The organism is [Borrelia] turdi (assembly GCF_008828755.2).
Taxonomy (GTDB): Bacteria; Spirochaetota; Spirochaetia; order Borreliales; family Borreliaceae; genus Borreliella; species Borreliella turdi.
Window position 1 is genome coordinate 685,068 of sequence record NZ_QBLM01000001.1, and the last position, 23,408, is coordinate 708,475.

Annotated in this window: 21 protein-coding genes and 1 pseudogene; 15 read left to right on the plus strand and 7 right to left on the minus strand. The window is 28.4% G+C overall.

Annotation, left to right across the window (positions count from 1 at the left end):
* Positions 1–30: 30 nt before the first annotated feature.
* From DB318_RS03195 to DB318_RS03205, 3 genes are read left to right on the plus strand one after another with little or no spacing between them, the layout of a single operon-like run.
* Positions 31–1,056 carry a M23 family metallopeptidase gene (locus tag DB318_RS03195; protein ID WP_151059918.1) on the plus strand — a complete coding sequence of 342 codons (1,026 nt, stop codon included), beginning with the start codon at positions 31–33 and terminating at the stop codon, positions 1,054–1,056.
* Entirely contained in the window at positions 1,057–1,611 is a 555-nt protein-coding gene (locus DB318_RS03200) for a bactofilin family protein (protein WP_151059917.1), read from the plus strand.
* Complete coding sequence (locus DB318_RS03205; protein ID WP_151059916.1) at positions 1,598–2,092, plus strand: YaaR family protein; 495 nt, start codon at positions 1,598–1,600, stop codon at positions 2,090–2,092. Before DB318_RS03200 ends, DB318_RS03205 begins: the two co-directional genes overlap by 14 nt.
* Positions 2,093–2,163: 71 nt before the next feature.
* Here the strand turns inward: DB318_RS03205 and DB318_RS03210 are convergent.
* From DB318_RS03210 to DB318_RS03220, 3 genes and pseudogenes are all read right to left on the minus strand, one after another.
* Positions 2,164–3,753: pseudogene (locus DB318_RS03210) on the minus strand (glycerol-3-phosphate dehydrogenase/oxidase).
* A gap of 400 nt (positions 3,754–4,153) precedes the next feature.
* Complete coding sequence (glpK, locus tag DB318_RS03215) at positions 4,154–5,662, minus strand: glycerol kinase GlpK (RefSeq protein WP_151059913.1); 1,509 nt, start codon at positions 5,660–5,662, stop codon at positions 4,154–4,156.
* A 37-nt stretch (positions 5,663–5,699) separates the two neighbouring features.
* Complete coding sequence (locus DB318_RS03220) at positions 5,700–6,464, minus strand: MIP/aquaporin family protein (RefSeq protein WP_151059912.1); 765 nt, start codon at positions 6,462–6,464, stop codon at positions 5,700–5,702.
* Positions 6,465–6,872: 408 nt separating this feature from the next.
* Here DB318_RS03220 and DB318_RS03225 point away from each other — a divergent pair, with 408 nt between their 5' ends.
* Both DB318_RS03225 and DB318_RS03230 read left to right on the plus strand, forming a co-directional pair.
* Positions 6,873–7,475 carry a deoxynucleoside kinase gene (locus DB318_RS03225; RefSeq protein ID WP_172964362.1) on the plus strand — a complete coding sequence of 201 codons (603 nt, stop codon included), beginning with the start codon at positions 6,873–6,875 and terminating at the stop codon, positions 7,473–7,475.
* Positions 7,476–7,539: 64 nt separating this feature from the next.
* Positions 7,540–8,310, plus strand: a complete 771-nt coding sequence (locus tag DB318_RS03230) for a hypothetical protein (protein ID WP_151074284.1) — start codon at positions 7,540–7,542, stop codon at positions 8,308–8,310.
* Here DB318_RS03230 and lnt read toward each other — a convergent pair.
* Positions 8,250–9,815, minus strand: a complete 1,566-nt coding sequence (lnt, locus tag DB318_RS03235; protein ID WP_151074285.1) for an apolipoprotein N-acyltransferase — start codon at positions 9,813–9,815, stop codon at positions 8,250–8,252. The two genes, DB318_RS03230 and lnt, sit on opposite strands and share 61 nt — an antisense overlap.
* 155 nt (positions 9,816–9,970) lie before the next feature.
* Here lnt and DB318_RS03240 point away from each other — a divergent pair, with 155 nt between their 5' ends.
* The 8 genes from DB318_RS03240 (at position 9,971) to DB318_RS03275 (ending at position 16,974) form a co-directional block, all read left to right on the plus strand.
* Positions 9,971–11,977: a hypothetical protein gene (locus tag DB318_RS03240; protein WP_151074286.1), complete on the plus strand. Its 2,007-nt coding sequence runs from the start codon at positions 9,971–9,973 to the stop codon at positions 11,975–11,977.
* 34 nt (positions 11,978–12,011) lie between these two features.
* A complete protein-coding gene (gene ychF / locus DB318_RS03245) occupies positions 12,012–13,118 on the plus strand; it encodes a redox-regulated ATPase YchF (protein ID WP_151074287.1) in 1,107 nt (368 codons plus the stop codon).
* Positions 13,119–13,132: 14 nt separating this feature from the next.
* On the plus strand, positions 13,133–13,960 hold the full coding sequence (locus DB318_RS03250) for a hypothetical protein (protein WP_151074288.1): 828 nt from the start codon (positions 13,133–13,135) through the stop codon (positions 13,958–13,960).
* Positions 13,961–14,030: 70 nt separating this feature from the next.
* A complete protein-coding gene (gene rpsT / locus DB318_RS03255) occupies positions 14,031–14,288 on the plus strand; it encodes a 30S ribosomal protein S20 (protein ID WP_002556832.1) in 258 nt (85 codons plus the stop codon).
* 12 nt (positions 14,289–14,300) lie between these two features.
* Positions 14,301–14,627: an HU family DNA-binding protein gene (locus DB318_RS03260; protein WP_151074289.1), complete on the plus strand. Its 327-nt coding sequence runs from the start codon at positions 14,301–14,303 to the stop codon at positions 14,625–14,627.
* Positions 14,628–15,035 carry a bactofilin family protein gene (locus DB318_RS03265; protein WP_151059904.1) on the plus strand — a complete coding sequence of 136 codons (408 nt, stop codon included), beginning with the start codon at positions 14,628–14,630 and terminating at the stop codon, positions 15,033–15,035.
* A 79-nt stretch (positions 15,036–15,114) separates the two neighbouring features.
* The gene (gene rho, locus DB318_RS03270) at positions 15,115–16,668 is read left to right on the plus strand and encodes a transcription termination factor Rho (RefSeq protein WP_151059903.1); all 1,554 of its coding nucleotides are present in this window, start codon (positions 15,115–15,117) and stop codon (positions 16,666–16,668) included.
* Between the two features lie 60 nt (positions 16,669–16,728).
* Complete coding sequence (locus DB318_RS03275) at positions 16,729–16,974, plus strand: type B 50S ribosomal protein L31 (RefSeq protein ID WP_006433477.1); 246 nt, start codon at positions 16,729–16,731, stop codon at positions 16,972–16,974.
* A gap of 51 nt (positions 16,975–17,025) precedes the next feature.
* Here DB318_RS03275 and DB318_RS03280 read toward each other — a convergent pair whose 3' ends face one another.
* Together DB318_RS03280 and DB318_RS03285 are read right to left on the minus strand one after the other, a co-directional pair.
* Positions 17,026–19,941, minus strand: a complete 2,916-nt coding sequence (locus DB318_RS03280; protein ID WP_151074290.1) for an insulinase family protein — start codon at positions 19,939–19,941, stop codon at positions 17,026–17,028.
* A 15-nt stretch (positions 19,942–19,956) separates the two neighbouring features.
* Entirely contained in the window at positions 19,957–20,658 is a 702-nt protein-coding gene (locus tag DB318_RS03285; RefSeq protein ID WP_151059901.1) for a hypothetical protein, read from the minus strand.
* Positions 20,659–20,787: 129 nt separating this feature from the next.
* Here DB318_RS03285 and serS point away from each other — a divergent pair, with 129 nt between their 5' ends.
* A complete protein-coding gene (gene serS / locus DB318_RS03290; RefSeq protein WP_151074291.1) occupies positions 20,788–22,065 on the plus strand; it encodes a serine--tRNA ligase in 1,278 nt (425 codons plus the stop codon).
* Here the strand turns inward: serS and dusA are convergent.
* Positions 22,055–23,062: a tRNA dihydrouridine(20/20a) synthase DusA gene (gene dusA / locus DB318_RS03295; RefSeq protein ID WP_151059899.1), complete on the minus strand. Its 1,008-nt coding sequence runs from the start codon at positions 23,060–23,062 to the stop codon at positions 22,055–22,057. The two genes, serS and dusA, sit on opposite strands and share 11 nt — an antisense overlap.
* A gap of 70 nt (positions 23,063–23,132) precedes the next feature.
* Between dusA and DB318_RS03300 the strand changes: the two genes are divergently transcribed.
* Positions 23,133–23,375 (plus strand): SIMPL domain-containing protein, encoded by a 243-nt coding sequence (locus DB318_RS03300; RefSeq protein WP_151074292.1) that lies wholly within the window; start codon positions 23,133–23,135, stop codon positions 23,373–23,375.
* Positions 23,376–23,408 lie beyond the last annotated feature (33 nt).

The following is a 23,408-nucleotide window of genomic DNA, read 5'->3' on the forward strand; positions in this document are numbered from 1 at the left end:
TGAGCGTGGTAATTTTTGGTAAGGTTTGTTATGAAGAAAAGAATTAAATTTAAAATTATTTCAGGCTTTAAAGGAATTCTTAAGTTTTTTTTGGTTATTTATAATTCTTTATTTATAACCCTAAAAGTTATACATTCTTTTTTTAAGCAAAATATTAGTTTTATGATTATTCCTCATGTTAAAGGAAATGTAAAAAATATTAAAATTTCTTTTTTGACTTTATTTTTCTTTTCTACTTTTTTTTTAGGCGGGTTTATAGGATTTGTTTTGCTTGCTGTCAACTATGTCACTCTCTCTTCAATTGTGAAATCTACAGAGAAAAATTATTCTTTAGCAGAATCTGAGATTGAAGATTTTAGAAATACAGTTGTAGAAATCAATTCTGTTGCTAAAAATTTTTCCAAAATTTTAGATGAACTTAAAACCTCTTTAAAAATTAATTCTAATAGTATTGATTTAAATAAAAATAAACAAGATGGAGATCTTTCTGATTTTATTGATTTGCAAATTTTAGAAGCTAATTCAATAAAAGAGCTTAGTGATCTTAAAAATATTAAAAGTAAAATAGAAAGTTCAATTCCCCCTCTTAAAAGCATAGTTAAGGTTTTACACGCTCAGGATAAGCTTTTAAATGATATTCCTTCTCTTTGGCCTCTTGCGGGTGGATCTGGAATTATTACTTTGCATTTTGGCCCTGCTATTGAACCTTTTACTAGGCAGTGGTATATTCACAAAGGCATAGATCTTGGGGGGGTTAGAATTGGAACTCCTATTGTTGCAACTGCTGATGGGGAGGTTGTTAGGGCAAGTTATCAATCAGCAGGCTATGGCAATTTTGTTCAAATTAAGCATAAGTATGGACTTACGACTCTTTATGCACATATGTCACGTCTTAATACTTCTAAAGGGTCTTATGTTAAAAAGGGGCAAATAATTGGATTTATGGGGCAGACAGGCTATGCAACAGGTCCGCATGTTCATTATGAGGTTCGTGTAGGTTCTCAAGTTATTAATCCTGATATGTATTTAAATTTAGCAACAGGAGCTTCGAAATAGATGTTAAATTTTTTGACTGTTAAAAAAGAAAAAAAAGAATCATCTTTGTTTATTTTTGATGAAATAAAAACAATAGTGGGTGTTGGTGATTTTTTTAAAGGAGATTTGGTTTCAAATAATTTTATTCGACTTGATGGCGATTTTATGGGTACTATTAGTTCTACGAAAAGAGTAATTATTGGAGAGAGTGGGAGGGTTAAGTCTAGTATTGATGCTAATGAGCTTGTTATTTCTGGAATGGTTGTGGGCAATATTTATGCTAAAAGCAAGATTAAAATATTTGCGTCAGGGTGTGTTATTGGCAATATTTCTTGCAAGTCAATTGAGGTTGAAGAAGGCGCTATTATTGATGGATATATGGATATTGGTGCTGAGTATCTTAGAGCTCCCGAAAGAAATACATTTTTTTATACTGGTTCTTATAAAGTTAATGAAGATCTTTTAATTGAAATCAATAAGGAGTATCAAGAAGAAAAAAAATCTTCTCAGCCTTTAGAAGATGAAGATAATAAATATTTTTCAAGTGTTATGAGCAAAATAGATGAAAGTAAATAATTTGATTGCCAGGGCATTAAATCTTAATTCAAAAGATTACAAAAAAGGTGGAAAAAAAGTATCTTTTGATAAGAGCAATGCTTTTTCTTCGGTATTTCAGATTGAAAGTGTTAAAGAGGATCAGAATTTTATTTTACTTGAAAATGGCGAATTTAATCTTGATTTGATTAAGAATATGTTAGATGGAATTAACGAGATTGGTGAGAGACTTTTGAGTGAGCCTTCCAGGCAAAATGTAATTTTTTACAAAAAAGTTATTTCAGAATTTATATCTATGATTATATCATCTTCTGTTTGTTTGAAAGAACAAAAAGGGGGTAGCTTAGGAGATCCTAAGCGTCCCAAGTATAGAATTATTAAGATTATTAACGACAAGTTGGATAGACTTGCCTATTCTGTTTTACAAAATCAAATGACCCAGATTAAACTTTTAGATAGCATTGAAGAGATTCAAGGTTTGCTTGTGAATTTGCTAATGTGAATTAGATTTTAACCATTGTAAATTAAAAAGGGATTGTTTGACAATCCCTTTGTTTAATGGTAAAAATTAATTTAATTTTTAATTAAATATTTTTTACTTATTTCTAAAAAGTCTTTTATTTGTTCATTTTTCCACTCTTCAGATTTATTTAATTTTTTCATCATTATTTAAGCAACTCTTGGAGCAGCTTCAATTGTGGCTTGAGGATTTAAGGGCAACGATCTTGTTCTTCTTGCTAGAACATCGTCAATAGTTTTGGCTTGCTCAAATTCAATTGAAAAAGTTATTTGAGCTTCATTTAAATCCAAGTTTTCGTGTATCTTTTTATCAAACCCTTCCATATTTTTTAGAATTTCAAAGTCACTACCATAAGCTTTAAAAGGTTCAGGAATTTTTATTACCTCTTCTTTTTTAAGGTAGCCATGTAGCTTTAAATCTTCTGTAGTTGGTGGGTAATTTGGTATTAAATTTTTTTCTATGGCCTTGAGCAAGGTTTTTTCTGCCATTTTTCTATATGTAGTATATTTTCCCCCTGCTATTGTAATAAGATTTGAATCCGAAATAAATATTTTTTCATTTCTTGAAATTTTTGAAGTGTTTCCTTCAGCTTTTGGATCCATTATTAATGGCCTTATTCCAGTATATACGCTTTTTATATCTGATTTTTCTATTTTAATATTTAAATAGTTGTTTAAATTATTTATTATAAAGTCAATCTCCTCATCAAATCTTTTAGGCTCTTCTTCTATCTCTTGTATTGGAATGTCGGTGCTTCCACAAACAACCCCATCATACCAAGGAACAGCAAATAAAATTCTATTATCACTAGTTTTGGGTATTAATATTGCATGATTTGGAGGGAATTTGTCTTTTTTGATTACTAAATGGCTACCTTGGGAAGGCTTGATAATGTTTAAAGCTTTTTCATCATCTAGTCTTCTTATTTCATCTGAAAATATTCCTGTTGCGTTTATTATACATTTGCTTTTTAATGAAATTTGTTCTTTTGATAATTTATTTTGTATTAAAATTCCTGAAAGTTTTCCATTTTCCTTATTAAATTTTTTAAGCTCTGTGTAGTTAAGGGCAATGCCCCCCTTTTCGGTAAAGGTTCTTAATAATGTTATTGCCATTCTAGCATCATCGAATGAATCATCATAATATAAAACAGAGCATTTAAGGCCTTCTGTTTTAATATTAGGGGCTTTTTCAATGGTAGATTTTTTTGATAGTAATTTAGTTTTGTATTTAGTAGATTTTTCTTTACCCATGAGATTGTGATAATAAGTTAATCCAAAATAATAATAGGGTATTTCTAAAATATTATAAATAGGAGTAATAAATGCACATTCGTTAATTAAATGAGGTGCATTCTTTTCAAGAACGGCTTTTTCGTGTAAAGCTTCTTTAACCAAAGAAATATTCCATTGAGCTAAATATCTTACCCCACCGTGAATTAATTTACTTGATCTAGAGGAAGTTCCTTTTGCGTAATCAAATTTTTCTATAAGTATTGCTTTATATCCTCTTGTGATTGCATCTACTGCGATTCCAAGACCTGTTGCGCCTCCCCCAATGATTATAAGATCAAATTCTTGATTTTCCAAATCTTTTAATTTTGTTTCTTTGTTATTATTCATGAAATTTAAATATTCCTCCATTTTAGTTAATTTCTCTTCTTTTTTTAATCAAATGCTAGATTTGAGAAATTCGCAAAGACCATTTGTTTTAATTTTATTGAATAGCATTATAAACCAATTGCATTAGTAAACTTTTTAATTTTTTGTGATTTTTATTTAATATTTTATTAAACATTTTTTGTATTTTCTCCAATGAATTGTGCCCTTTTTGCAAAGTATAGATAGGGTATTTCTTAGATCCATATATGTACAGCGGATATAGATGAAAAAATTTAATTAATAGTTGTTCGTATAATAGATTTATTTGCCTACCATACATTTTTATTATATGTTGTTTTAGTTTTGAAAAATCAAATAAATTATGCATAATTTTGTCTCCAATATATTTTTGTTATAATTTTCAAAGTCTTGTTTTGAAAATTTATATACTATGAGAATTCTGTATCCAGGATTTTGATCTTTTAATTGCTCTATTCCAATTCTCAAGAAGTTTTTCTTTTTGATTTTTTGGCATTGAAGGTTCAAATATCTTATCTACTTGCCAAAGACTTATTATTTCTTCAGCGCTTTGCCAATAACCTGATGCAAGTCCTGCAAGATAAGCAGCCCCAAGAGCGGTTGTTTCTGTTATTTTTGGTCTTACAACTTTACATCCTAAAAGATCAGCTTGAAATTGCATTAATAGATCGTTTTGACTTGCTCCCCCGTCTACTCTTAATTCTTGAATTTCAAAATTTGGAATAGATTTTTTTATAGTATCTAGTATATCAAAACTTTGAAATGCGATACTCTCAAGAGCAGCTCTTGCAATGTGAGCTTTTGTTGATCCTCTTGTTATTCCAATGATTGTTCCTCTTGCATAAGAATCCCAATGAGGTGCACCAAGTCCAACAAATGCTGGTACAAAATAAACTCCCCCATTATCTGAGACAGAGCTTGCTAATAGTTCTGCGTCTGAGCTTTTTCTAAAAAATTCAAGACCATCTCTTAGCCACTGGATTACGGCTCCACCAATAAAGACACTTCCTTCAAGAACATAAGTTACAGTTTTTTTTCTTCCCCATGCAATTGAAGTTAAAAGCTTGCTATCATAGTTAATAATCGGCTCTTTACCTATATTTACCGTTAAAAAGCAACCAGTTCCATATGTGTTTTTAGCCATGCCTTTTTTAAGGCATGCTTGTCCAAATGTTGCTGCAAATTGATCTCCGGAAATTCCTGCAATAGGAATTTCTGATCCAAATAGCGATTTGTCTGTTTTGCCATATATTGTAGAACTTTCTTTAAGTTCGGGCAAAATTGCTTTTGGAATATTTAATATTTTTAAAAGTTCATCATCCCATTCTAATGTTTTAATATTTAACAATAATGTTCTTGAAGCATTAGAGTAATCAGTTGCATGTACTTTTTTTTGAGTCAGATTCCACAATAGCCATGTATCTATTGTTCCAAAGCATAATTCACCATTTTCAGCTTTTTGTCTTGCCCCCTCTACATTATCCAAGATCCACATTATTTTTGTTCCACTAAAATAAGAATCTAGCACTAAGCCTGTTTTTTCTAAAATGATTTTATCTTTTCCTTCTTTCGTTAATTGGTCACAAATTTTTGAAGTTCTTCTGTCTTGCCATACTATTGCGTTGTAAATAGGTTTTCCTGTATTTTTTTCCCATATAACCGTAGTTTCTCTTTGATTAGTTATTCCAATAGCATCAACTTCATTTGGTAAAATTCTTGAATTTGCAAGAGCTTCTATTATAACCCCAAGTTGGGATCCCCATATTTCGGCAGGATCATGCTCTACCCAGCTTGGTTGTGGATAAATTTGAGTAAATTCTTTTTGAGCAAGCCCTTTTATGTTTGCATTTTTATCAAATACTATTGCTCTTGAGCTAGTAGTACCCTGATCAATAGATAAAATATATTTCATAATTCTTCCTTTTTATTTTAACAAAGATAAATATCTTTTAACCTTTGTTGTTTTTTAGTGTAAATTCATAAATTGTAGCGCCCAAAATTGCTCCAATTATTGGGCCAATTATTGGTACAATAAATACACTTAGGTTGTTAAAGCCATGATTTTTAAATCCAGCAAATAAGAGTAAAATTCTTGGTCCCAGATCTCTTGCAGGGTTAATAGCATAGCCATTCATTCCCCCAAAACTTATTCCTATTGCCAAAACCACTGCTCCTGTAATGAATGGGAGGAATGGATTGTCGTTGTGTTTTTTTACAAAATCTCCAATAACAGAAATTAAAAACATTAGCAAAAAGGTTCCAAAAACTTGATCAATAAATCCAGGCAAAAATCCAGGAACAGCGGGGAAAGTTGCTAATATGCCTTGAGTATTTTCTAGAACAGGATCTATTTCTATCCATTTAGGATAAAATACGACTAGTGTCATTAATGCGCCTGTAAATGCTCCCAATATTTGTGCTAAAATGTAGTGTAAAAGTTTTGAAGCGGGAAATTTTCCAATACTTGCTAATCCTATGCTAACAGCTGGGTTGAGGTGTGCTCCACTAATTCTTGCTGATGTATAAATACCAAATGTTACACCCATTCCCCATCCAAATACTATATTTGTATATCCCCCTTTGATTATTTCTCCCGCTATTTCAGGGCTTGAGGGGAACAATACCGTCATTGCAACAGATCCAGTTCCTAAAGCTAATAGGATAAATGTTCCCAAAAATTCCGATATAAATTCTTGAAATTTTGTATAATTCATGTTTTATCTCCTTATTTTTATAATAATTTTATTTTTTCTTAAAAGGTTTTAATTTTTGATTTTTAAATTCAAATATGTTAAATTTTTCAATCGAATATTAGTGTTTTTTACAAAATGGTTAGTATTTTTATACTTTAGTCTCTTTTTATTTCAAAAAAATCAATATTTTTAATTATATCTTTGTAATATTTATATTTAATATATTATTTCTAATTAAGATTAATGTCAATAATTTAAAAATTTTAATTATTAAATTATTGATTTCTTTTCCAAAATTTGTTTAAGGATTTTTTATTTTATATTAAAATTTTTACATTAGATTTTGTGTTTAATTAAGATTTTGTGTTTTAGTAATTCTTTTTTTAGCTTATATGTTAAGTATTTAAGTTATTTTTGGAGGTAGACTTGGTGATTGTAATAGAAGGTTTGATTGGGGTAGGAAAAACTACGCTTGGAAATATTTTAGCAAAGGAATTGAAAGTTCCTTTTTACAGTGAACTGAATAATGATTTTACTTTGGCTGTATTAGATAAATTTTATAGGGATAAATCCAGATGGGCATTCCCAGTTCAAATTAATTTTCTTAATGAGAGATTTAAGCTAATAAAAGGCGTATTTAGAACAAAAGGAGGCATACTTGACAGATCTATTTATGGTGACTGTGTGTTTGCGTCTCTTTTAAATTGTGATGGTCATATCTCCGATGAGGAATATAAAATATATATTGATCTTCTTGATAATATGCTTGAACATTCTCAAAAACCAAGTTTGCTTATTTATCTGGATTGTAGTATTGATGAGGTTGAGCGCAGAATTAAAAATAGAAATAGAAGCTTTGAAATGAATATTCCTAGAGATTATCTTGAGGGTCTTAATAGAAAATATTTGAAGTGGTATGATGAATACAGCTTGTCTTCAAAGATAAAATTTTCTTACGATGATATAAATATTTTTAACGAAGAAGATAAGAATAAAGTGATTTCTTTAATTAGAGATAAACTTGTATTATAATTACTTGTAGTAGATTGACATTCTTTTGTTTTATTTTAAAAGTTGAGTGTTAATGGAGGTTCTTATGAGAAGATTGTTTCTTCTGTGTTTTTTATGTTCTTTTGTTTTTTTGAATTTGTTTGCTCAAGATAGTTCTTCTTATGTTGATAAGCAAAAAGAGCTTGCTATTTTGTATTATGAGGTTGGTCAAAGGTATATAAATGTTGGTAAAATTAAAAAGGGAAAGCTTTTCCAATCAAGAGCTTTAAAGATTTATCCAGATTTGAAAAAGGAGGTTGATATTAAGCTTGCAGTTAAGGAGCTTGATGCTAAGATTAAGGATGACAATTCCAAGGTTGTTATGCTTGAGGATGTTAAGCTTGAGGAGATACCTGGAATAGTGCACGAAAAAATAGAAATCAATGATTTTACAAATGCTCCTAAAATAGAATATATTGCTCAAAGAGAGAGAAGCAAAAATCAAGATAAAATTATTAAGTTTCAATTTGGAAAGTTTGCAAGAGCTTTAATTTCTCAGAACTTTGATTTATTTGCCTCTGTTATTGCAGATAAAGTGAATGTTATGGGCCAATTTGAATCAAAAGATGATTTTGTATCGGCTGTGTCAAGGGCTTCGTCTAAGGTTGATGCAGATGAGTTAGAATATTTATCAGTTGATGATTATTACGATTTAAAATCTTTGAAAATTTCAAAATCCAACGATACTTCCTTTTCTATTAATGTGAATACCAAAAAAAATGATGTTACTAAAAATTTTCCATTTTGGAAAGAATATCAGACTTTAATTTTTACTAAAGAGAATGATAATAATTGGTTTTTGTCTTCCATAAAGTAAAATTTTAGTGTTGTAATTAAAAACATTATCATTAGTAGATTTATAAACGAGTCTCCAATTTTTTCATAAATAGTTGTAAATGTTGGGGACAGTTTTACGGTTGACAATAAGTAGCCTTTTTTAAAAGTTTCTAGTTTTTCAATGACTTCTCCGTATTCATTGATGGTCGCAGTAATTCCTGAGTTTGTAGCTCTAATGGTTTTGATTCCATTTTCAATACTTCTAAATTTAGCTACAACAAAGTGTTGCCATTCTGCTGAATTTGTTTTTGACCAAGAGTCGTTTGAAAAATTTAACAATGTGTTAGCGCCTTGGATTTTATAAAACCTTGAAAGTTCTGGAAATGCATCATCATAACATATTAAGGGAGCAAATTTAAATTTTTTCAATTTCAATATTTCAATTTTATTTCCTTCAATTTGTCCTAAAATTCTAAAATTTTTTAAAAAAAATTTTCTTACAAATTCATATTCATAAAATGGAATTTTTTCTGCAAAAGGGACTAAGAATATTTTAGAGTATATGTTTGCAATATTAAGATTTGGTTCTACCATGTAAATAGAATTTTGCTGAATCCCTATGGTTTTATCGACATTTGAGGGAGCTCCGATTGCAAATGGGATTTTTCGTTCTTTTATAAAATTTCTCAACTCATTATGTAGGTCATAGTTTTTAAAGTACTGGTCTTCTTCGTTAAAAGGATAGGTTAGTACTCCTTCGCTCCAAATTACAAATTCTATTTTCGGATTTTCTTTTAAGGCTTGTTCTGTTATTGCAATAGAATCCATTATTCCTTTTTTGTCATTTCCAGGCAACCATGGGTCAGTGTTAAGCTGAATAGCTGCAATGTTTAGACTATCTATTTCTTTTGCAAATAAGCTTTTTAATTCTGTTTTTTTAAGCATTCCATAAATAAAAGATGTTGTTACTAGTAATATTGAAAATACCGTGTTTAGTAAATTTGTTTTGTTTTTATTGATTAAAAAGTCCGCAATTCCTGAGTTTAAAAAGTAGACTACAAATGATACAAAAAATACACCAAAAATGTCTGCCACTTGAATTAAATCGTTGAAGTTGCTTATGGTGAAAGCTGCAAGCCCCCAGGGATATGCTAAAAATCCAATTGATCTTGAGTAATCATAAAATGTAAAAAGCATTGTTATTGTCATTGTCTTATTTTTAAAGCTTTTTAAAGAGTAATAAAGAAAATAACCCAAAGTTAATGAATATGGGATGTATCCTATTATTACTCCTAGGAATGTAATCCATCCAAATGCATGAAAAAAACCAAGCCAAAAATTTTGCAAGCTATTAGCTATTATGAAATAAAATACTGTTAATCCTATTACTGTTTTTTTTTCTTCTAGCCTTCTTAAGGCTATAAAAAGTGGCACATAAGCAACAAACCCCAGGATTGAATATCCGGTTTCTTTAATTTCATTTGGAATTGCAAGTGTTGTAAGAATTCCTGAAAATGCGGCTAGGCAAAAGCATTTAGTTTTCATTTTTCCTCTTTTTTACTATTATTATTAGTGACATAATGATGTAATATATTTAACATTATCATTAATAATTTTATATGATAGCATTAAATTTTTTGTATTATTTTTTTGGAAAATTTATGCTTAAAATAGTTCTTTAAAAAAGAGTAAAGGAAATTATGTTGATTTTTGGTTTTATTGGCTTGTTTTTTTTAAGTCTTTTTGGTTTACATGCTCAAGGAATAGTTACCAATAAAGATGCTCAAGAAGAGTTTAAATGGGCTCTTAATTCCTATAATAATGGAATTTATGATGATGCTCTTTTGTCTTTTAAAAAAATTTTAAGCTTTGATCCTAATAACCTTGATTATCATTTTTGGACTGGCAATGTTTATTATAGACTGGGATATGTCGAAGAAGCTTTAATGGAATGGAGAAATTTAAAAGATCAAGGGTATAAGGTGCCCTATCTGAGACATTTGATTTCCACTATTGAGCAAAGGAGAGGTGTTTTTTCAAATTATGAACTTAATTTAAAAAAACTTGTAAAAGTTGCTTCTCTTGATAATTCTATTTATAAAAGGCCACATGGGTATCAAATTACATCTTTGAGGGCTGATAAGTATGGCGGATATTATGCTGCTAACTTTTTAGGTAATGAAATATTGTATTTTGATGTTAATAATAATGTTAATGCTTTAGTTAAAGATGGATTTAGTTATTTAAAATCACCTTATGATGTTATTGAAGCTAATAATTTGCTTTATGTTACTCTTTATTCAAGTGACGAAATTGGTGTTTACGACAAAGCTCTTGGAGTTAAAAAGAGATCTATTGGGAAAAAAGGCACAAAAGATGGTGAATTACTTGCTCCTCAGTATATGACTATTGATAAGAGAAACTATATTTATGTAAGCGAATGGGGAAATAAAAGGGTGAGTAAATTTGGACTTGGGGGTGATTTTATTCTGCACTTTGGTTATAGAACTTTAGGTTACAAGGGGCTTTTAGGTCCCACTGGTATTACTTATTTGAATGAAAATATTTATGTTGCAGATTCTCTAAGGAATACTATTGAAGTTTTTGATACTAGTGGTAATCATTTGTATTCAGTTTTTACTTCTATTGAAGAAATAGAAGGGCTTAGTAGTGATTCTGCTGGCAACAATGTTATAATATCTTCAAAATATGGTGTTTATAAGTACAATATTGCTAAAAAGACAATTACAAAAATTTTAAAAGCAGATAAAGTTAATTCTAAAATTTCTTCATCTATTTTAGATGCTAATAATCAAATGATTGTCTCAGATTTTAATAATGCTAAGGTTTCGGTTTACAAAACCGATTCAAGTCTTTATGATAGTTTAAATGTTGATGTTAGAAGAATAGTTAGGCCTGGAGGGTCTAAAATTTATGTTGAGGTTAATGTTAGCAGTAAAAGTGGTTTGCCGGTTGTTGGGCTTAAAAGTGAAAATTTTTCAATTGCAAATGAAAATTATTACATTATCAATCCTAGGGTAGCTTACAATGTAAATGCTTCAAAAGACATTAATATAGCACTTGTTTTTGATAAATCTTCTTATATGAAAAATTATGATCTAGATCAAATTGTAGGTCTAAATGCTTTAATAGAATCGTCAAAAAATAAAAATTTTAGCTTTATAAATGCAACAAGTGTTCCCATTATAGATAATATTGAAAGCTTGAAAAATAGCATTAAAAATACAAGTTCTCTTGGTCCTTATAGCACAGATATTGTAAAAACAGATGTTAGTTTAAAGTTAGCAGGTTCTGGGCTTATGTCAAAAAGCTCAAGAAGAGCAGTAGTTTATTTTAGTGGTGGTGTTTTAAATCGTAAAGCTTTTGAAAAGTATTCTTTAGATACAATAGTAAGTTATTATAAAAATAATGATATAAGGTTTTACTTAATATTGTTTGGCAACGATCCTGTTAATAGTAAGCTTCAGTATTTAGTTAATGAAACAGGTGGTGCTATAATTCCTTTTTCATCTTATGAAGGAGTATCTAAAGTTTATGATTTAATTTTAGAACAAAAAACAGGTACTTATTTGTTAGAATATTATTATCCAGGTCCTCAAGAGCCTAATAAGTATTTTAATTTATCTGTTGAAGCAAATGTAAATCAACAAACAGGAAGAGGAGAGTTTGCATATTTTATTAATTAGATTGCTTTTTGATTTTATTAGGAGGGGATAGGCTATGAGACTTAATGCAGGAATTGTGGGGCTTCCCAATGTGGGTAAATCTACTTTATTTTCATCTTTGACATCATCTAAGGTTGAGATTGCTAATTATCCTTTTTGTACTATTGAGCCAAATATAGGAATAGTAGAGATTCCTGATGAAAGGCTTTTAAAAATTGCAAAGTGTATTGCTTCGAAGAAAATTATTCCTGCTGTTATGGAATTTGTAGATATTGCAGGCCTTGTCAAAGGAGCATCATCAGGCGAAGGGCTTGGTAATAAATTTTTAGCTAATATTCGCGAAGTTTCTCTTATTGTTCATGTTGTAAGATGTTTTGAAGAAAAAGAGGTTATTCATATTAATGATGATATTAATCCTGAGAAAGATATAACCACAATTAATGTTGAACTTTGTTTATCAGATCTTGAAACTGTTCAAAAAAGTATTCAAAAACAAGAAAAAAATGTTAAAAGCGCTGATAAAAAAATTAGTAAATCTTCTAAAGCAATTGTTTTAATGTTAAAAAGACTTGAAGATCATTTAAGTAATATGAATCCTGTTATTGAGTTTGAATTTGATGATTTTGAATACAACTTTATTAGATCGTTAAATCTTTTGACTTTTAAAAAAGTTTTGTATGTTTGTAATGTTGATGAAAATTCACTTAGTGGTAATAAATATACAGATATTGTAAAAAATATTGCCTTGAAAGAAGGGAATGATTTTTTAATCTTATGCGCCAAAATTGAAGCTGAGCTTGCTGAAATAAAGGATGTGTCTTATAAAAATGAAATGTTAAAATTATTTGGAATTAATGATAGTGGCCTTAGCAATTTAATTAAAAAAGCCTATTATACTTTGGGGCTTAGAACTTATTTTACAGCAGGTTTGCAAGAAGTTAGAGCCTGGACATTTAAAAAGGGCATGAAGGCTCCAAAAGCTGCCGGAATAATTCATAGTGATTTTGAGAGAGGTTTTATTAAAGCAGAAGTTTATTCTTGTGAGGATTTGTTTGAATTTCAAAGTGTTCAAAAACTAAAAGAGAAAGGACTCATTAGAATTGAAGGTAAAGAATATTTGGTAAGAGATGGAGATGTGATTTTTTTTAAATTTAATGTTTAGATTTATTTTATATTATGGGTAATTTATTTTTCAACAATATAAATCTAGCTTGTTTGTTTATTTTTAATATTGTAATTTGCTTGCTTTATTTGGTTTTACATGATACAAGTTTCTTTTACTTTGTTATAGCACTTCTTTTTGTAAATTTTTTTATAATTCTTTTTTATTTAAGATATTTTTGCTCCATTTCTTTTAAGGGATCTGGAATTTATTATAAGGGCATTTTTTTAAGTTATAATTTTGATTTTGATGACATTATTGCGTTTGAAAAAAGATTATCAGACAATGTTTTGATTTTGAAATTAAAAAATAAAAAAAAGATTAAGATTTGTTTTTTGATAGGCAATGGTTCGAGTGAATTGTTAAAAGAGCTTAGATTTAAAAGAAAAGATTTGTTTGTCTCAAAATTAGAAGATTTTCCAATAAGATATTATTTGTCTTATTCCTATCTTTTCATGTTTTTAGCTCGCATTATGATTAGTTTATTTGTTTATTATATTTCGTTAAGCAATATATTTATTTTTTTATTTATTTGCTTTATTGATATTAAAGTTTTGTTAGGTGACTTTTTAGTTATTAGTAATGTAGTGTTGTTTTACGAATTTAGAAAAGATTCTATTTATGAAAGGAAAATCTTTAAAAGTAAAATTTATTTTTATGAATTTTTTGAAAAAATTTTTATTGCCAGAGAATTTGAATTTAATAATAAAAATTATTTATGCTTTTCTTATAAAGGAGATCATCCAACAAAAAAAGTATATATTTTGAATAAAAAAATTTCTTATTCTATGCAAAAGGTTTTTGAGTATATTAATCAGAACTATTATGTTGAATTAATTTAAGCTTTGATTGACTATATTTAAATTAGTTGATATATTAAAATTATTGTTTAATAATATTAAGGAGTACCACTTGAGAAAAAATGCATCTGCATTGAAGCGCTCTCGGCAAAATTTAAAAAGAAAGATTAGAAATGTAAGTGTAAAAAGTGAATTAAAAACAATAGAAAAGCGCTGTATCAACATGATTAAAGCGGGCAAGAAAGACGAAGCTATTGAATTTTTTAAGTTTGTTGCAAAAAAACTAGATACTGCTGCTAGAAAGCGAATAATTCATAAAAATAAAGCTGCTAGAAAAAAATCTCGTTTAAATGTTTTGCTTTTAAAGTAAGGAAATTAGTTTATGTCTTTTTCAAGAAGACCAAAGGTTACCAAGTCAGATATTGTTGATCAAATATCTTTGAGCATTAGAAATAATAATATAAAATTAGAAAAAAAATACATAAGGATTGTAATAGATGCTTTTTTTAAAGAGCTTAAAAGCAATCTTTGTTCGAATAATGTTATTGAGTTTAGATCTTTTGGTACATTTGAAGTTAGAAAAAGAAAGGGGCGTTTAAATGCTCGCAATCCTCAAACAGGAGAATATGTTAAGGTTTTAGATCATCATGTTGCTTATTTTCGTCCAGGCAAAGATTTAAAAGAGAGAGTGTGGGGTATTAAAGGTTAAATGCCGGTTAATATGGTAGATTCTTATAAATGGGATTGTAAGCTGGATTCTAGTTTAACTTTTAGAGGAAAATTAAAATTTGAAGGAACTTTGTATCTTGATTCTTCTTTTGAGGGTGAAATATCTTCGAAAGAGGGTGTGCTTTTTATTGGTAAGAACAGTAAAGTTATTACCAATGTAGTAATTTGTGATACATTAATAGTAGAAGGAATTTTGAAGGGCAATGTAAATGCTGCTAGTAAAGTTTATTTAAACAGCGGTTGTAAAATATATGGGGATGTAAAGACAAAAAAAATATTTATTAATGATAATATAATTTTTGATGGTAAGTGTGAAATGATAAAGTCTAATGAGATTGTAGATTTATTTTCTTTCACCGTTTCACAAATAAAAGATACTTTGCAATAAGATAGGTGTTTTTTATTAATTAATAATAAGTAGATTTTTATAAAATCCTTTCTCAAAAATTTAATTCGTAGAGGAAATTATGGATAAAAAGAATGGTGAATTTGCTTTAGAAAGCAGCGAAATAAGGCGGTTGGATGTTTCTAAAGAGCTTAAGATTGAAGACAATTTGAAAAAAAAAGTGATTAAAGTTGTTGCTAAAAAGGATTCTGCGTCTAGTATGGCAAAATCTTCAGATTTATTAAGTAGCGCAAAGGATTCAAATGGCTTAGTATTTTCTGAATTTGATTATGATATTCCTGCTTCAGGTTTAGAAAATAACATTAAAACTTTAGAACAAAGTAATATCATCAAGTTTTTTAATGACAAAGATCATGTAGAGATTGAAAAACTTTATGATAAGCCAATTACAGAGGTTAGAAAAATTGTTGAAGGTCTTGGGACCAATCATACTATTGCTGTAACAATGAAAAAAACCGAATTAATATTTTTATTGGTAAAAATATTAAGCGAGAATAATATTAATGTTTTATTTACAGGTGTGCTTGACGTGCTTAGTGATGGTTATGGGTTTTTAAGAACCGCATCAAATTCTTATCTTTCAGGAGGCAATGATGTTTACGTTTCTCCTTCTCAGATTAGACTTTTTAATTTAAGAACAGGCGATATTTTACATGGTCAAATTAGATCGCCTAGAGATGGTGAGAGATTTTTTGCCATGGTTAAAATTAAATCTATTAATAATCAAGATCCTACTTTTGCTCAAAACAGAATACCTTTTGATAATTTAACTCCTCTTTATCCCAACATTAAATTGGATCTTGAATATGAAAATTGCAATATTTCTACAAGGCTTATTAATCTTTTTTCACCTATAGGTAAGGGGCAAAGAGCTTTGATAGTTTCCCCTCCAAAAGCGGGAAAGACTACTTTACTTCAAAAAATAGCTAATGCAATAACTACTAATTATTCAGACGTTATTTTGATGATATTACTTATTGATGAAAGACCAGAAGAAGTTACAGATATGATTCGTAGTGTTAAAGGTGAGGTTATTGCATCTAATTTTGATGAGCAGGCTAGTAGGCATGTTCAGGTAGCAGAGATGGTTATTGAAAAGGCAAAAAGGCTTGTTGAAAATAAAAAAGATGTTGTCATTTTGCTTGATTCTATCACAAGACTTGCAAGGGCATATAATCAAACTATGCCAACTTCTGGTAAAATTTTATCGGGCGGGGTAGATTCTAATGCTCTTCATAAACCAAAGAGGTTTTTTGGATCTGCTAGAAATATTGAAGAAGGTGGAAGCTTGACTATTATAGCTACCGCTTTAGTTGATACTGGCAGCAAAATGGATGAAGTTATTTTTGAAGAATTTAAAAGTACCGGTAATATGGAATTAATTCTTGATAGAAGTTTGGCAGACAGAAGACTTTTCCCCGCTATTAATATTAAAAAGTCAGGTACCAGGAAAGAGGAGTTATTGCTCAGCGAGGAGGAGCGTTCTAAGATTTTACTTATTAGAAGAATACTAGGAGGCGTTGATGATTATGAGGGAGTTGAGGTTCTGATAGAAAAGATGAAAAAAAGCAAAAATAATGAGATCTTTTTAAAGACAATGAGCAATGGTAATTAAATAAATTGACATTATTTTTAATGTCAATTAAACTTTAGTGAAGGTTAAGAGGAAGGTTTTATGAGAAAAGGTATACATCCTAAAAATAATTTAGTGGTATTTAAAGACGGATCAAATGGGGCGATGTTTTTAACCAGATCTACTTTGAATTCAAAAGAAACTATTAAATATATTGATGGAAAGGAATATCCATTGATTACTGTGGAGATTACAAGCAAATCACATCCTTTTTATACTGGTCAACAGAAGTTTGTTGATGCAGCAGGGAGAATTGATAAATTTAATAAAAGGTATAAAAAATCTTAAAAGTTAGTTTTTTCTAAAAGTTAGTTTTTTATATGAAATTTTGAGAGAATATCAATAAATTTTTTTTACATTAAATTCTTTTCCTATTAATTTTTCCAGATTATCTTTTTCTTTTTCGTATGTTTGGTTATTTACTAAAGATGTAATGCTATTTTGTTGTCTTATTTGTGTTAGAATCTTTCCAGATATTTCTTTAATATCTTGAGGTGTAATTGCAAAGTAGGCATTTCGAATAGATTGTCTTAAACTATCGCTAATATTTAATATTTTCCTTCTATAGCTTTGTAAAGCCTCTGTAGCTTTAGTTTTTACATAGATGTTGGTTCCTATTAATCCTATTAAATAGGTATGAATCTCTTCATTTGTCATTTTATTATTAGCCAATTCTTCTAAAGAGTTTTCGAAAGCTTGGTACGTTTTAATGAAATTGGGGTCTCTGTAGGATGCAAAAGAGAAAATTCCGTTAGCGATTGATGCGCTTGCTCCATATGCACCGCCTATTACCCTTATTTTTTCCCAAAAAATTCCACTTCTTAATATATGCTCTAAAAAACTTGCTTTTGGATAATTTTCATCGTTGATTTTGTAGCTAGGAAAACATATGGCATTGAAAGCCACTTTTGATTGGATAATTATTATTTCTTTTAATGTTTTGTTGTTTGTCTCAATATTGAGTAATCCATCGTAATAATTATTCTCTTTTAAGCTTTCTTTTAGATTAGACAATTCATTTTTCAAGTTTTTAAGAATGTCATCAGTGTTTCCCATTATTAGTGCAGATAGATTGTTTTTTAAAATTATTTTACTTTTTAAATTGTCCAATTTATTTGCGATTTCTTTTAAAGACTCTTTATCGGTTTTTACTTTTTGCCAAAATTCTCTACCTGTTATTCCATTTTGTAATTCTTTTAAATACTCATTTAATTTTAGCTTTGATTTGGATCTTAATATTGCCAAAAGATGTCCTTTGGGGATTAATAAGGATTTAAAATCGTTTTTTAAGCTTAGCGTTATTTCTTTTAATCTCTCATAATCATGAAAGTTAATATTAATTAAAATTTCTTTAATCAGTTCAAATGATTCTTTAACTTTATGGTTAAAAGATTTAAAGCTAATATTAAACGAATTTAAAATGTTTCCATTAATATCCTCGTCGTAGCTTTCAGATATATTTATTTGTCCTAAAGTATTTTGGATTTTATTGTTAATATCTATGTAAGAATGGTTTTTTGTAGATAAATCTTGGAGAGCTCTTTTGAATAAAGATAGGTATATATAATCTTCTTTTTCTAAAAAATTTAGTTTAAAAAATAGGTTTACATTAAAAATATTATTATTTTTAAATTTAAAAGAATGTAAATTCAGTTCTTTTATTTCATTAAGATCGAAACTTTTTTCTATTTGTTTTGGCAAATCTTCTATTTTTAGTAAAGGAAGTTTTGCTATATCTGCTTTAGAGTCTTTTTTATTTTGGTATTTTTTAAACTGATTATAGTCTTTTTTAAATTGTAAAAATTCTTCTGGATTTTGTTTAATTTCAATTTCTTTGGTCATTAATTTTTTTTCAATTTCTTCTTCCATTTCTTTTTCTGTATCATGTGATGGAATAAAGCTTATTAATGTATAATGATTATTAAATATTAGATATTTTTCGATTAAATTTTCAAAGTAATAAATTCCTTTTTCCAATTTATTTGTAATTTCATTTATATAGTAGCTTGTTTGTAATGTTTTGATTGGATGCATGCCATTTAGCCATCCTTTGAAACTTTTTATCATTAAAGCAATGGGAAAATTTTGTCCTTTTTCTTCCTTTAAAGCGAATTCGTAGCCAAAAAGAATTCCTTTTATTAGTTCTTTTGGAATTTTATTTTTTACTAAATTTTTAAGTTCACTAAAAATTAAATTTTTAAATTCTTTTTCTTTTTTTTCAACAACATTTTGAAGTCCAAATGAAAAAACGGATTCTTTTAAATCTGTATTGATTCCGCTAATGTGAGCTATATCTTCGCCAATCCCGCTTTTTAAGATATTGATTATAAATGAACAAGAATCATCTAAGAGTATTTCTGAGAGAATTTCAAGACCAATACTGTCTTCAATATTGTTAATTTCTGTGCAAAGCCAATTTATTGTGTATACCCCAAGAGTATTATCGTTTTCTTTAGGAATTTTGTATATTAACTTTTTCCCTTTTTCCCATCTTTTAACTTTTTCTATATCAATATTAACATTGCTTTTTTCTTTTTTATAAGGTCTTATTATATATTTTTCAATGAAATTTAGATTTTTTTCAGTCTGAATGTTGCCACATAAAAATATTTTACAGTTTTCAAGTGTATAATATTTTTTATAGAAATCTAAAAAACTCTCATAGGTGAGATCAATAATATTTGTTGGGATTCCACCCGAATCATATTTATATGTTCCCTCTTCAAAAAGAGAGCTAATTGCTATTTCGTTGATTAGAGAATTTTTATTTGAGTAGCTACCCTTCATTTCATTAAATACAATTCCAGATACTTTAAAATCTTTTGGATTTATATTGTATCCTTCTTGCATAAATGACTCTTTTTTAAGTAATGGGTGAAATATGGAATCGGCATAGATATTAAATAAATTAAAATAGTCTTTTTCAATTGTAGATGCTGCTGGGTAGATGGTTTTGTCTGGGAATGTCATTGCATTTAAAAATGTATTTAGACTTCCCTTTAATAGATAAAGAAATGGATCTTTTATTTTATACTTATTAGAACCACAAAAGATTGTATGTTCTAAAACATGTGCAACCCCAGTATTGTTTGAAGGTATTGTCTTGAAAGCTATGCAAAATGCATGTTCTTTAAAAGAATCACTTTTTAATTGAAATACTTCAAGGCCGCTGGAGTGTTTAAAATAAGATCCTTCTGCATCATATTCTTCTAAATAAGTTTTTGAAATTAGTTTGAAAATTTTTTTCTTTTTCATTTATGGTTTTAATCCTTATTTTACAAATTGTGCTATTTCACTTTCATTAAATTCAAATATGTTTTGGAGCTCTTCTGTATCGTCTAGTTTAAATGTGTATTCAGGGAATTTAATAATAATTTTTTTGTTTTCAAAGTAAATTACTGCTTGCTGTAAATCGAATAATAATTCGTTAGGTAAAATTTTTTCTTTAATTTTTTTTATAAAAAATGGGAATGCTTCATCTGTTTTAATTATGTCGTCAATATTATGAATATAATTTCCTTTATCTTGAATGTAATAGCTTCTATAATTTGTAATAGGACTATCATGGATTTTTTGAGTTGCAATAACTATTATTGTATAAGTATTGTATCCATGGTAAATTTCATAGTCTATTTTTAAGCTGAATTTTTTATCCTCAGGTTTAAGCTCTTTGCTAACAATGTCAAGTCTTTCTACAATTTGGCTTACATATTCATTAAGCTCAGTATTCAATTCTTCAAGATTTCCTTTTTCTTTTCCTTCAATTATTAATTTAGGTATTCTAATATTGTATTCATAAAATTTTGATTCTTCTTTTGAACTTATTGAAGTTATTATTAAAGAATTCATTTTGTTGCTATTTGATCTAATATCTTTAAAATTTATTTTGGTTAATTTTTTTGTACATCCGTTAAAAATCATTAATGTAGATATTAACACAAAAGTTAATTTTATTTTTATTGGATTTAGCATACGATTGTTTCTCCCTGCAATATTTATTCTAATCCTGCTATAAGATATTATATAATAACCTTGATATGAATTAATATTATTTGTAATTTTGTTTAAAAATTTTACTTAAGACATATCTTAGGAGATAGGATGCTTGATCTGAAATTTATTAAAGATAATCTTGATCTTGTTAAGAAAAGTATTAAAGCAAGAGGGCTTGTTTTAGATATTGATAAGTTAATTTATCTTGACGATAAGAGAAAAAAAATAATTACCAAAATTGGTGAGCTTAATGCAAAAAGAAATGAAAATTCCTTCAAAATGCGAGAGAATCTTGATAAGGGGTTGAAAAACTCTTTAATAGAAACTGGAAAGATTTTAAAAAAACAGCTTTTTAATCTAGAAGAAGAGCTTGAAGGACTATCTTTTGATTTTGACCTTGAAAATAAACGAGTACCCAATATTTTGTCGCCTGATGTGCCCATTGGCAATAGCGAGGAAGATAATTTTGAGATAAAAAAAGTAGGGGTTGTTCCAAAGTTTAACTTTAAGCCAAAAGATCATTTAGAGCTTGGTAGAGATTTGGATCTTCTAGATTTTGACAGAGCGCGTGAGGTTAGCGGTAGTAAATTTTATTATCTTAAAAACGAAGCAGTTTTTTTAGAAATTGCTCTGATTAATTTCTCTTTAAATAAGTTAAGAGAAAAAGGTTTTGATGTTTTTATTACCCCTGATGTTGCAAGAGAGTTTATAGTTGATGGGATTGGTTTTAATCCTCGTGGCGATGAAAGCAATATTTACAAGATTGAAAGTACAGATAAATACCTTGTAGGCACTTCTGAAATTACTCTTGGCGGTTACTATTATAATAAAATAATAGATCTCACTTTGCCAATAAGAATGGCAGGATTTTCACATTGTTTTCGAAAAGAAGCTGGAGCTTATGGGCAGCTTTCGAAAGGTCTTTATAGGGTTCATCAGTTTAGCAAGGTGGAGATGTTTTGTTTTTGTAAAGCAGAAGAATCTCGGGTTATTCATGACGAATTTTTGAGCATTCAAGAGCAAATTTTTACTGAGCTTGAGATTCCTTATAGGGTTTTAAATGTTTGCTCTTTTGATCTTGGCTCTCCAGCTTATAAAAAATATGATATTGAAGCATGGATGCCTGGAAGAGATGCTGGGGGTAGTTATGGAGAGGTTACTTCAACGTCAAATTGTACAGATTATCAGTCAAGAAGGCTTAAGATTAGATATAAAGATCAAGATGGGCAAAATAAATTTGTACACATGGTAAATGGAACAGCAATAGCTACAACTAGAGTTATTATTTCCATACTTGAAAACTTTCAGGATGAAAGGGGCGGAGTTAGAATTCCAAAAAGTTTAGTTAAGTATACGGGTTTTGATTACATTCCTTTTAAGAATTAGAATTTAGTATTTTTTCTGGCAATGTTTCTATAGCTTTTAGCAATATTTCATGTTTTCTCAAGTTTTTTGGAAATGGTGCTGTTAAGTTTTGTCTAAATTTTTTAGCTCCTTCTTTGGAAAAGGTTATTCCCATAAGATGTTTAAATAATATATTTATTGACAAGTAATTTTCGCATTCTTTAATATATTCTACCATTTGCATCAATATGTCTTTTCTTGTGGGAATTTTATCAGTTTCGTTTAGAAATTCTCTTGAGGCGTTTGCAATAAAGTATGGATTTTCAAACGCACTTCTTCCAATCATGACAGAATCAACAACAGATAAGTGTTTTTTAATTTGTTCTGAGTTGCTGATTCCTCCGTTTGTCTCAATAAACAAATTTTTATTTTCTTTTTTTAGATTATATACAAATTCATGTCTTAATTTAGGGATATTTCTATTATTTTTAGGAGAAAATCCTTTTAATATTGCAACCCTTGCATGTACAATAAAATTTTTGATACCAAAATCCGAAATTATTTTGACAAATCTTTTTAGCTCAGAGTAACTTTCATTTCTGTAATCACTAGATAAAAGCCTTATACCCAGTCTATGTTTGATTGAAATAGGCTTATTTGTATTTTCTTTCATTGTTTTTAAAATTTCACCTACTTGATTGGCATTGCCCATTAGACAAGCTCCACAATTTGCATTTTGGATTTTTAGAGATGGACATCCAACATTAAGGTTATATTCATCAAAATTGAAGTGTTTTTCAAGAATTTGAATGGCTTTAAGAGCATCATTTTTAGAGTTTGTTGCTATTTGAATTGCAATTGGAGATTCTAGGGGAGTTTGCTTTACAATTTTTTTTACATCTCCCATAATTATTGACTTTGCAGAAATCATTGGGGTGTATAATGCAACTTTTTTTGATAAAAGTCTTATTAAATATCTGAAATGCTCGTCTGTAATGTTTACCATTGGAGCTATTGATATTTTTCGATTCATTAACATTACATAATATGTTAGAATAAACGAGCTAATTTAACAATCATTTGTTCTTATATTTAGGAGGAATTGTTATTTGGTTGGAATAAAAGATTTATTTTTTTTACTACTTTTTCTAGCATTGTCAATGATAATTTCTTATAGAATAAAAAACATTAGCACTAAGAATGGTAATTCTATTGAATTTAAGAGTATAGGCGGAATAGAAATCCTTTTAATATTTTTGATTTGGAATTTACAATATGATTTTAATAGTGATACGGCTAATGGCAGCATTAACATGAATAATTTAAATTTATATAAGACTAAAATTGCATAAAAAATTGCATAAGATTAAAAACTTTTTTTATTA